The 10,240-nt window shown below is 47.8% G+C and carries 9 protein-coding genes; 7 read left to right on the top strand and 2 right to left on the bottom strand.

The features are described from left to right. A partial coding sequence (locus H6F51_09880) for a hypothetical protein (GenBank protein MBD1822802.1) occupies positions 1-139 on the bottom strand: 139 nt, incomplete at its 3' end. A 55-nt stretch (positions 140-194) separates the two neighbouring features. Between H6F51_09880 and H6F51_09875 the strand changes: the two genes are divergently transcribed. Further along, positions 195-1,070, top strand: a complete 876-nt coding sequence (locus tag H6F51_09875) for a hypothetical protein (GenBank protein MBD1822801.1) — start codon at positions 195-197, stop codon at positions 1,068-1,070. A 960-nt stretch (positions 1,071-2,030) separates the two neighbouring features. Next, positions 2,031-2,645, top strand: coding sequence for an N-acetylmuramidase family protein (locus tag H6F51_09870; protein MBD1822800.1), 615 nt, complete (start codon positions 2,031-2,033; stop codon positions 2,643-2,645). 56 nt (positions 2,646-2,701) lie between these two features. Here the strand turns inward: H6F51_09870 and H6F51_09865 are convergent, their stop codons facing one another. Continuing rightward, positions 2,702-4,249: a gamma-glutamyltransferase family protein gene (locus H6F51_09865; GenBank protein ID MBD1822799.1), complete on the bottom strand. Its 1,548-nt coding sequence runs from the start codon at positions 4,247-4,249 to the stop codon at positions 2,702-2,704. A 346-nt stretch (positions 4,250-4,595) separates the two neighbouring features. Here H6F51_09865 and H6F51_09860 point away from each other — a divergent pair, with 346 nt between their 5' ends. The 5 genes from H6F51_09860 to H6F51_09840 form a co-directional block, all read left to right on the top strand. Further along, complete coding sequence (locus H6F51_09860; GenBank protein MBD1822798.1) at positions 4,596-5,825, top strand: sedoheptulose 7-phosphate cyclase; 1,230 nt, start codon at positions 4,596-4,598, stop codon at positions 5,823-5,825. Continuing rightward, the gene (locus tag H6F51_09855; protein ID MBD1822797.1) at positions 5,826-6,638 is read left to right on the top strand and encodes a class I SAM-dependent methyltransferase; all 813 of its coding nucleotides are present in this window, start codon (positions 5,826-5,828) and stop codon (positions 6,636-6,638) included. It begins immediately after the preceding gene. A 341-nt stretch (positions 6,639-6,979) separates the two neighbouring features. Next, a complete protein-coding gene (locus H6F51_09850) occupies positions 6,980-8,326 on the top strand; it encodes an ATP-grasp enzyme (GenBank protein MBD1822796.1) in 1,347 nt (448 codons plus the stop codon). Continuing rightward, positions 8,326-9,507, top strand: a complete 1,182-nt coding sequence (locus H6F51_09845; GenBank protein MBD1822795.1) for a family 43 glycosylhydrolase — start codon at positions 8,326-8,328, stop codon at positions 9,505-9,507. Before H6F51_09850 ends, H6F51_09845 begins: the two co-directional genes overlap by 1 nt. A 48-nt stretch (positions 9,508-9,555) precedes the next feature. Next, positions 9,556-10,240, top strand: a 685-nt coding sequence (locus tag H6F51_09840) for a hypothetical protein (protein MBD1822794.1), incomplete at its 3' end; no start/stop codon positions are given.

The raw sequence follows: 10,240 nt of genomic DNA, 5'->3' as shown, positions 1-10,240 counted from the left end.
CCCAAACTAAATTCCCTTTTTCAAAAATCCGAACGTCCTGAAACCACTTACACTCTGGCATCTTCAACTTTGCAAATTCGAGAGCATCAATCCAGCGATCAAACTCACGATCGACATTGCGTGTAACAACTCTAAACACCGTTCTATCCTTGTGAACCCTAACTCTAGAATAAAGGAAGCGTTCAGAAGTTTGTATGTCCGATTGGATTCCGCAGTTAACTCAAGATGGCTCTTATACCTTTTTCTCTGAGGAGTTTGGGGAAGCGTTTCACAGCTATCAAGGCGCAAAAACCGAAGCCTTTCAAAAATTCTCAGACGCGATCGACCTGCAACAGAGAGCACAGCAATCCCAAATCAAACTCTTAGATGTTTGCTATGGATTAGGCTATAACACCGCAGCCGCGATCGAAGTCATCAGAAAAGTTAATCCAACTTGCAACATTGAAATTTACGCTTTAGAACTCGATCCAACAGTACCTCTTGGATCAGTTACACCACAATTATTGCAATACTGGTCAAAATCCGTTCAAGAAATTCTAGAAACACTTGCAAAACAGCATTACTATCAGCACGAGCATCTCAAAGCACAATTGCTCATTGGTGATGCAAGACAAACAATTCAGCACTTAATCGCATCGAAATTTCAAGCAGATGCCATCTTTTTTGACCCATTCTCACCGCGTCGCTGTCCCCAACTTTGGACGATCGAATTCTTTCAGCTTGTCGCCCAATGCCTCGCCCCCACCGGAAAACTCGCAACCTACTCGCGATCGGCATCTGTCCGCACTGCCCTAATCGAAGCCGGATTACAAATCGGAACCATTCCCCTCGGAGCGCTTCACCTGCCGCACGACTGGGCACAAGGCACGATCGCAGCCTGGAACCCTGAAACCCTGCATCCTTTATCACAAATGGAACAGGAACATCTCAAGACCCGCGCCGCCATTCCTTACCGCGATCGCACCCTCAGCGATTCAGCCGCAGAAATTTTGACCCGACACGAACAAGAACAGCGATCGTCCACGGTAGAATCAACCTCAAGTTGGCGAAGACGTTGGAACATCAAATGAGCGATCACGTTGGATTTTTGCAGAACTGGCAAGATGCAGTCGTCTTTTGGAGCTTTGTGGCAATTACCGTATTTGTCACCTGGCGCATCTTAGTCAGTAAGCCCAGAGATTAATTCGCGGTGCGATCGGAGCGTAAAAAATTATTCCTATTTTTAGAAGATACGTAGAATCTGCTAAAGAAATTGAGGGGATCGTGCCTACAATCTAGAGTGCTAGTCAGCGCATGAGTAAAATCTTATGAACCTCAATACCATCGCATCGGGAACATCTACGACTCCATTAACCACGGTTCGCAACAGCCAAAGCTTAACCAGAGAACTACAGCAACGCCTAATCGCGTTAGGCTTTCAACCTGGCCCTGTGGATGGCATTTGGGGCAATATGACTCAGAGCGCTTTTAGTGCATTCGCCACTCGCAATCAGCTTAAAAACAACGAAATCAGCCCCCGTGCGGCGCAACTGCTTCTAGGTCTCCAGCCTCGACCCGCACAACCAACTCCACCTGCACAAGCGAAGCCACCTGCACAATCAGCTCCGCCCACACAATCGACTCCGCCCACACAGTCGAAGCCACCCGCACAACCCACCTCACCTACACAACCCACCTCACCTACACAACCCACCCCACCTGCACAATCAACTCCCCCACAAACCGTTGTGCAACCTCCTGCAACACCAGCGCCTACAACACCGGCTCCCTCTGGGACTCGCCTTGCTCCCCCAAATCAAGCCATCCCGACCGGACTCCGCCTCATTGCAACAGGTGGATTCACCTGGCAGATGTCTCGCATTACTGCCGATCAGCGCCTTACCCGCCAAATTCAGCAGGGACTCGATGCAATGGGACATGCTCCAGGTCCTGTCGATGGACTTTGGGGCGGTAGAACTCAGTCAGCCTATGTTGCTTTCTCTAGAGCTTACGAATTCAACTCCAATGAGCTTTCGCCCACTGCCGCACTGATGTTACTCGAACCTGCAATTCCTCGAATTCCTGTGGTGCGTCCAACTCGATCGCTCAATTCTCAAGATTTTCGCGATGTGGCTCGATCGATTGGTTGTGAGGTTGCCGCAGTTCGAGCCGTTGTTGATGTAGAAGCTGCCGGATCAGGATTTTTGCGCGACGGCAGACCCAAAATCTTGTTTGAGGCGCATTGGTTTTCGGATTTTACCAATGGGCGATTTGACTACAGCGACGATAATATTTCCAGCCCGGTCTGGAATCGTAGTTTGTACATTGGTGGAGCCGGAGAATGGGATCGCATTTATCGAGCAGCGAATCTGAATCGGGAAGCGGCATTGAAATCTGCTTCTTGGGGTTTGGGTCAGGTGATGGGCTTCAATCACGCTCAGGCGGGCTACCGGGATGTGGAATCTTTTGTGCGCGATATGCACGAAAGCGAAGGCAAGCAGTTAGCAGCAATGTTCAATTTTATTAAAAGCAATCGGCTCGATCGCTTCTTGATTAGCCGCGATTGGGCAGGATTTGCGCTGCGGTATAACGGTGAAAGCTACCGGGTGAATCGCTACGATGAAAAGCTAGCAGATGCCTATAACTACTGGCTAAAAGCGGCTTAGGCATTGATTAATATACTCTCGTATCGATATCTCTTGTATCGATACGAGACGCTCGTTTAAAGCACGATCGCACAACCATCCGCTCTCGATTCTGAACCTGCAATTAAGACATGATTAGACTTTAGAATCATCTGTCCTCGACCAAATGCACTCGGTTCCGCAGTCAGTTGAATCTGATGATTGCGATCGGACAGTGCGATCGCGACATCTGGGGCTACAGTTTGCTCTAACAACACTTGATTGTTTGCTATCCATCGCCAGCGAGGAGCATCCAGCGCAACTTGGGGATTCATGCCATAGTCCACTAAGTTCACGACCATCTGTAAATGTCCTTGAGGCTGCATAAATCCGCCCATCACACCAAACGCACCGAGCGGCTGATCTCCCACGCTGAGAAATCCTGGAATAATCGTGTGATAGGGACGCTTACCCGGTGCAACTTGATTCGGATGCCCCGCTTCGGTTGAGAAGGCGTTGCCGCGATTGTGAAGTGCAATTCCAGTATCGGGAATGAGGATACCGCTACCAAGTCCCTCATAGTTAGACTGAATGAATGACACCATTAAGTCCTCGTCTGCTGCGGCTAGATAAACCGTTCCACCTTTGGGAAATCCTGAGTGAATTGATGTTAATGCAGCTTGACTAATCAAGTGTCGTCGCTCAGATGCGTAAGCTTTATCCAGTAAGTCGGCTACAGCAACTTGCATTGTTTGGGGATCGCTGACATGACAATCGACCTCAACATACGCTAATTTCATCGCTTCGATTTGCAAATGGAAGCTTTCGACCGAATCCCGCGGATATTGCGATAAATCAAAGCCTTCTAGAATGTTCAATGCAATCAATGTTGCAATGCCGTGAGTGTTAGGCGGAATTTCCCAGACTGTCACACCCCGATAGTTAGTTGAGATCGGATCAACCCAATCCGCTTGATGGGTTGCAAAATCCTGACGATCGAGAAATCCTCCGGTCTGTTCTGCAAACTGGGCGATCGCGTCTGCAAGTTCACCTTGATAGAATGCTTCACCTTGGGAGCTAGCAATCGATCGCAAGGTTTTTGCATGAGCAGGACTGCGCCAAATCTCGCCCACACGCGGAGCGCGACCACCAGGAAAAAACACAGCTTTAAAGGGTTGGAATTCTGCACCTGTAAGCGGTAGAAAGGTTTGTTCGGCTCGCTTCCAAGCGCGGGCAACTTCCGACGAGACGGGAAATCCTTGTTCTGCATAATGGATTGCAGGTTCAAACAATCGCTCAAACGGAAGCTTTCCCCAACGTTGGGAGAGCGATCGCCAAGCCGAAACAGCACCTGGAACTGTGACTGTTGCCCAACCTAACTGCGGCATCTTCGGAGCTTCGAGTAAGGTTTGAACAGGTAAATTCTGCGGGCTTCTACCTGATGCGTTTAATCCATGTAGCTTGCCATCCCAAACTAGCGCGAACGCATCAGAGCCAATCCCGTTTGAAGTCGGTTCCACCACAGTCAGCGCGATCGCAGTTGCGATCGCAGCATCAGCAGCATTCCCGCCCGCGAGTAGCATTTGTATTCCAGCTAACGTTGCTAAAGGCTGACTGGTTGCCACTGCTCCTCTACTTCCCAGCATTGCCCGACGCTTCGCTGCGTAAGGATAGCGGTCAATCTGCTGATTGGCAGAGAATCCCTCCCAAGAATTAGTCTTCAAGACGTACTCCTTTCTACTCCTTTAGACACTGTTAGGCGCAAAGTACATTATTTACTCTACTGATAGTTTACGGTGCGACTGATACATGATTCAAATTATGAGGCACTCCATGTTTTGGGAGTCCGCCAAATCGATTCGATTGATCTTATTCAGTCGGTTGCGATTCCTGACGCAAACTTAAACAGTTTTTCATCCTCTGAATTGCAGTTTTTAGCTCGAAATTCGAGCAAGTTTGTGTTGGCAACTTAGACAATCACGGAAGTAAGCTATGAGTTCTGTTCACGCAAAAGTTGAAGCAACGGATCAGTCATTTCATTTGGAAGGATACGAGAAGATCGAGTTTAATTTGGATCTCATCGAGGGTTTGTTTGAAGTTGGAAATCCCGCTTTGGCAGATAACTACCGCACTTTAGGACGCTGTCTAGCAGTGGTGGATCACAATGTCGATCGTCTCTATGGCGAACAGTTGCGATCGTATTTCGAGTATTACGAAATCGATTTAACGGTATTTGCGATCGAGATTACTGAGCCAGAGAAAACGATCGACACTTTCTTAAAAATCACGGATGCTTTCTGCGATTTTAATCTCAAGCGTAAAGAGCCAGTTCTAGTCATTGGTGGCGGATTGGTTTTAGATGTTGCAGGGTTTGCTTGTTCTTCTTATCGCAGAAGCACAAACTATATCCGAGTTCCTTCAACTTTAATTGGGTTGATTGATGCGGGTGTTGCGATTAAGGTTGCTGTGAATCATGGCAAGTTAAAGAATCGTCTCGGTGCTTATCATCCGCCTAAGCAAGTCATTCTTGATTTCTCGTTCTTGAAGACCTTGCCTGTGGATCAGATCCGAAATGGTATGGCAGAGTTAGTTAAAATTGCCGTTGTTTCTAACGCTGAAGTGTTTGAGTTGTTAGAGCAATATGGTGAAGAGTTGCTGTATAACCACTTCGGTTTTGTGGGTGATGCTGCGGATCTCAAACAAATCGGACATCGCGTGAACTATGAGTCAATCAAAACAATGCTGGAGCTAGAGGCTCCGAATCTGCATGAATTGATGCTCGATCGCGTGATTGCTTATGGTCACACTTGGAGTCCAACGCTAGAATTAGCTCCACAAGTTCCACTGTTACATGGTCATGCCGTGAACATTGATATGGCGCTTTCGGCGACTATTGCTGAAAAACGTGGTTATATCTCTGCGGTGGATCGCGATCGTATTCTCGGTTTGATGAGTCGGTTGGGCTTGGCACTCGATCATCCAATGATGGAGATTGACTTGATGTGGAAAGCAACTCAATCGATTATGCTGACTCGTGATGGATTGCTCAGAGCCGCAATGCCGCGCCCGATCGGAACTTGCTACTTTGTGAATGATTTGACCCGGGATGAGCTAGAAAGCGCGATCGCAGATCATAAGCGGTTGTGTGCGGACTATCCTCGTGCTGGAGCAGGCATTGATGCGTATGTAGCGAACAGTGAGTTGGTGGGGAGTGCAAACTAGATGACCACAGCCACTCCGACTGCGGCACGTCCCGTTACGCCGCTTGGAATTTTGACGGCTCATCTGCAAACTGCACTCAAGCAACTCCAACACGCTGAAGATGCCACAGAATCCGTGCAGAAAGCATTGGAATTGGCGATCGGGCTTGAAGAGTATGTCAATGCTTGTACAACACCTGAATCGAAAGATTTGAGCGCAATTGCTAGGAAAACCCAGGGGGAGCCTTGGGATCAGCGCTTTTCGGATGGTGAAACAGTGCGCCATCTAGAGCAGGAAATGCTATCGGGTCATGTTGAAGGACAGTTTCTTAAAATGTTGGTTCACATGGCTCACGCTCGTCGCATTTTGGATATCGGAATGTTTACCGGATATTCTGCATTAGCAATGGCGGAAGCATTACCCATTGATGGTGTTCTCGTTGCTTGCGAAGTCGATGAGTATGTTGCAAGTTTTGCTCAGGAGCTATTTGATCAGTCGTTGCATGGTGCAAAGATTCAGATTAAGTTAGCCCCAGCGATCGACACCCTCAAAGAACTTGTAAGTCAAGGCGAGGTGTTTGACTTCGTGTTTATCGATGCCGATAAGCGGGAATATGTGCAGTATTTTCAATTGCTGCTCGATTCCGGATTGTTAGCACCGAATGGCTTTATCTGCGTGGACAATACCTTGCTTCAAGGACAGCCTTATTTGACTGAACGATCGGCGAATGGAGCGGCGATCGCTGAGTTTAATCAGGTCGTTGCAGAGGATGCGCGAGTTGAACAAGTGTTAGTTCCCTTGCGCGATGGTGTGACGCTGATTCGACGGGTTTAGAAAGTTCCTGTTTTCTCTTTCCCCCTCTTCTAAGGTATTGCTGTGTAAAGATGGTTTTCGCTGCGTTGCAGTCGAATAGCTGCCCCCTAAATCCCCCACTTGTGGGGGACTTTGAGTGGAGTAAAGCTCTTGATTGCTACAGCACTTTTGTCCTAATCAAATTTGAGTCTGTTTTTGAGCAAGGATTCATGCAGGAGCAGGCTTGTTTGATCACTTCAAAGTCCCCCACAAGTGGGGGATTTAGGGGGCAATTAGCCGCTTAGAACAAAGCGACAATTTGCATCTACATCGTAGTTTCTGGCTTTATGAAGAGGGGAAACTTTAATTTATGGCTATTGCTTATGCTAAGTTCGCAATCGTTTCAGTCTAAGTTCAAAGCAGCACTACAGAACATCCTAACGCTGACATTGCTGCTGATTGCTCTACCAATTAACCTCACGATCGTTCTATGCGCCTGGATCGTTGGTAAGTTTCAGCAGTCGTCTACTCCGCAATCTAATTCACCAAAACGCATCTTGATTACAGGCGGCAAAATGACCAAAGCCTTGCAGCTTGCGCGATCGTTTCATGCGGCAGGTCATTGGGTTGTTTTAATTGAAACTCAGAAATACTGGCTCACCGGACATCAGTTTTCTAATTCGGTCGATCGCTTCTACACTGTTCCTGCACCAAAGCAAGACCCAGAAGCTTTTGTTCAAGCGTTGCTAAACATTGTACAGCGAGAAAACATTGATGTCGTTGTTCCAGTGACTAGCCCTGTTGAAAGCTATTACTGTTCACTTGCAAAACCTGCATTATCAAAACATTGTGAAGTATTGCACTTTGATGTAGGAATCACTCAGCTATTGGATGACAAGTTTGAACTGAGTCAGAAGGCTCGATCGCTCGGTCTCACGGCTCCAAAAACATACCGCATCACCGATTCGCAGCAAGTTTTAGATTTTGACTTTGACTCCAGCCAGTACATTCTCAAAAGCATTGCTTACGATTCGGTACATCGCTTGGATATGACCAAGTATCCATTGGAATCGAAAGAAGCAATGGCAGCACATCTCGCAACATTGCCCATCAGTGAAGAGAGTCCTTGGATTCTGCAAGAGTTCATCACTGGGCAGGAGTATTGTACGCATAGCACTGTGCGCGATGGTGAAGTGCGCTTACATTGTTGTGCGAAGTCTTCTGCATTTCAGGTGAACTATGAGCAGATAGATCATCCTGCAATTCAGGCTTGGGTGACTACATTTGTAAAAGCGTTAAATCTCACCGGACAAATTTCGTTTGATTTCATTGAACGATCGACCGGAGAAGTGTATGCGATCGAATGTAATCCTAGAACACATTCTGCAATTACAATGTTCTACAATCATCCCGATGTAGCAAAAGCCTATTTGGGAGAACCGATCGCCGTAGAACCGATTCAGCCGCTTCCGAGTAGTAAACCCACCTACTGGACATATCACGAGGTCTGGAGACTAATCACCGCCGGATCTTGGAGTCGCTTCCAGGAGCGACTCAGTGTGATTTTGAATGGAAAAGATGCCCTGCTTCAAGCCTCTGATCCAATTCCCTTTTTGATGGTGCATCACTGGCAGATTCCATTATTGCTATTGAATAACTTACGTAAGCTCAAAGGCTGGATACGAATTGACTTCAACATTGGTAAATTAGTTGAACCTGGTGGAGATTAATGAACTTAAATCGGATTCATCAAGGGATTGTCAGTCTGATTGAACCGATTCCAACGGGAGCATCTGAGCTACAAACGATTAGCATTCTTGAGCGCGGCGCAATCCGGATTGGCAATGCGATCGCTGGAATGCTGCGATCGTCGCTCCGAGGCGCACCGATGAACTGGGACCCCTGGATTCTCAAGGACGGCGATCGCTATCTCATGTTCTATCTACAAGGAGTCGAAGGTCAAACGCCCTGGTGGTCAGTGAGCAACCTTTGTGGTGCAATTTCCAAAGACTTGTATGAGTGGGACGATTTAGGCATTCTACTTGCACCTGATCCAAATCATGCTTGGGAATCGGGCAGAATCTCCGCGGGTCATACCCTAAAAGAAAATGGAACTTACTATCTGTTCTATTCAGCAGGCGGCAAAGAAGGGCGAGAACTCAAAAGTGAAGGCATTGGACTTGCAACTTCAACTGATGGCATTCACTGGGAACGCCAGTACAAGCATTTTCCCTTAATTCCCAGCGAGGATGATCCTGATTATGGTCGCTGCAATTGGTCAAACCATTTTCACTGGCGTGATCCTTACATCTTCAAAGATCCTGACTCTGATAAATATTTTATGTTTACCTGTGCAAGCTCCAAAACGCCCGGAAACTTTCAAGGCTGTGTGGGCGTAGCCGTTTCCGATACTATTGACGGCGAATATCAACTGCTTCCTCCCGTACTTGTTGCACCTCCCAATGCAAAAAACTGGGGCTTCTATCACCTTGAACGTCCCCAAGTGATTTATCAAAATAATCAATATCACTTATTTTTCTCTTGTTTTCGGATGTTTCAAAATCAGAAATGGCTGCACAAACATCCACGCGGGCGCATTACGAATTCTTCGTTGCATTGGTATGTGAGCGATCGCATCACAGGTCAATTTCTTCCAGTTGAGCAAAATCAGTCGATCGTTCCCGGCAGCGAAACCAGCGGACTCTACGGAACTAACCTGCTCGAAACCGAGACTCCTGATGAATACATCGGCTACGGCTGGTATCACCGTCTTCATGTCCTCGAAGTCTCGCCCCGCTATCGAATTCTCTGGACGGGAAACGGCTACGAAATGCGACGCGCTAATCCCTCCGGTCTTCAGTTCCCGCGCTCGATCTCGTCCGGAACACTCACCGCAGCCAGTGAATCTTAAAGTAAGAGGACATTGCCTAAATCGTTTCAGTCCAGGCAATGACGCGCTATGAGAACCAATGCTTTGATTGTGTCTGGAGTCGTGGTTTTGACTGCTGCTGTGAGTTCGGCGATCGCGGCTGTCACTTATCTGCGTCCCCAACCCCAACCGACCCCTCCCCAAATCGAACAGCCCGCCCCTTCGACTCCACTTGCAACCAGCGAGAAACTCAATCCTCCGGTTGCGGCTTCTCCTTCTCCTGTGGCGAGTCCTGATCCGAATCGCCTGTCGATCACGCTCGTAGACGAATCCACGCAATCCCAAGACTTTGCGAAGTTTCTCGATCGCACCCGTCAAGCCGTTCGCGATCGTGATGCCAAGTACATTCGCAGTATTGTCACACCAGAAACCAAATTCAGCTTTGGGGCGCATCGATCGATTGATTATCTCAATCCAGAAAACCCCAATTCATCATTCTGGACATCGCTCGAAAAAGCTCTCTCGCTGGGTTGCTCTGAAGCAAGTTACGGCTACTCTTGCCCGACCGTGTTTCAGCAATTTGACAACGCAATTAAAAAGAATCCCTCAGCAAACCTCGATGCGTTCTCTGCGATCGTCGTTGTGGGTGAAAACGTGAATGTTCGATCGCAGCCCAATACGAATTCAGCCGCGATCGCAACGCTAACAAACGAGATTGTGAAATACGACACAACCGCTTTTCAAAACGCCTCTGACACGGAGAAATCAACAACTT

It is taken from the genome of Cyanobacteria bacterium FACHB-DQ100, from assembly GCA_014695195.1.
Classification (GTDB): Bacteria; Cyanobacteriota; Cyanobacteriia; order Leptolyngbyales; family Leptolyngbyaceae; genus Leptolyngbya.
Note: the sequence above shows the minus strand (reverse complement) of the source record. Positions and strands in the feature narration are given on the sequence as shown.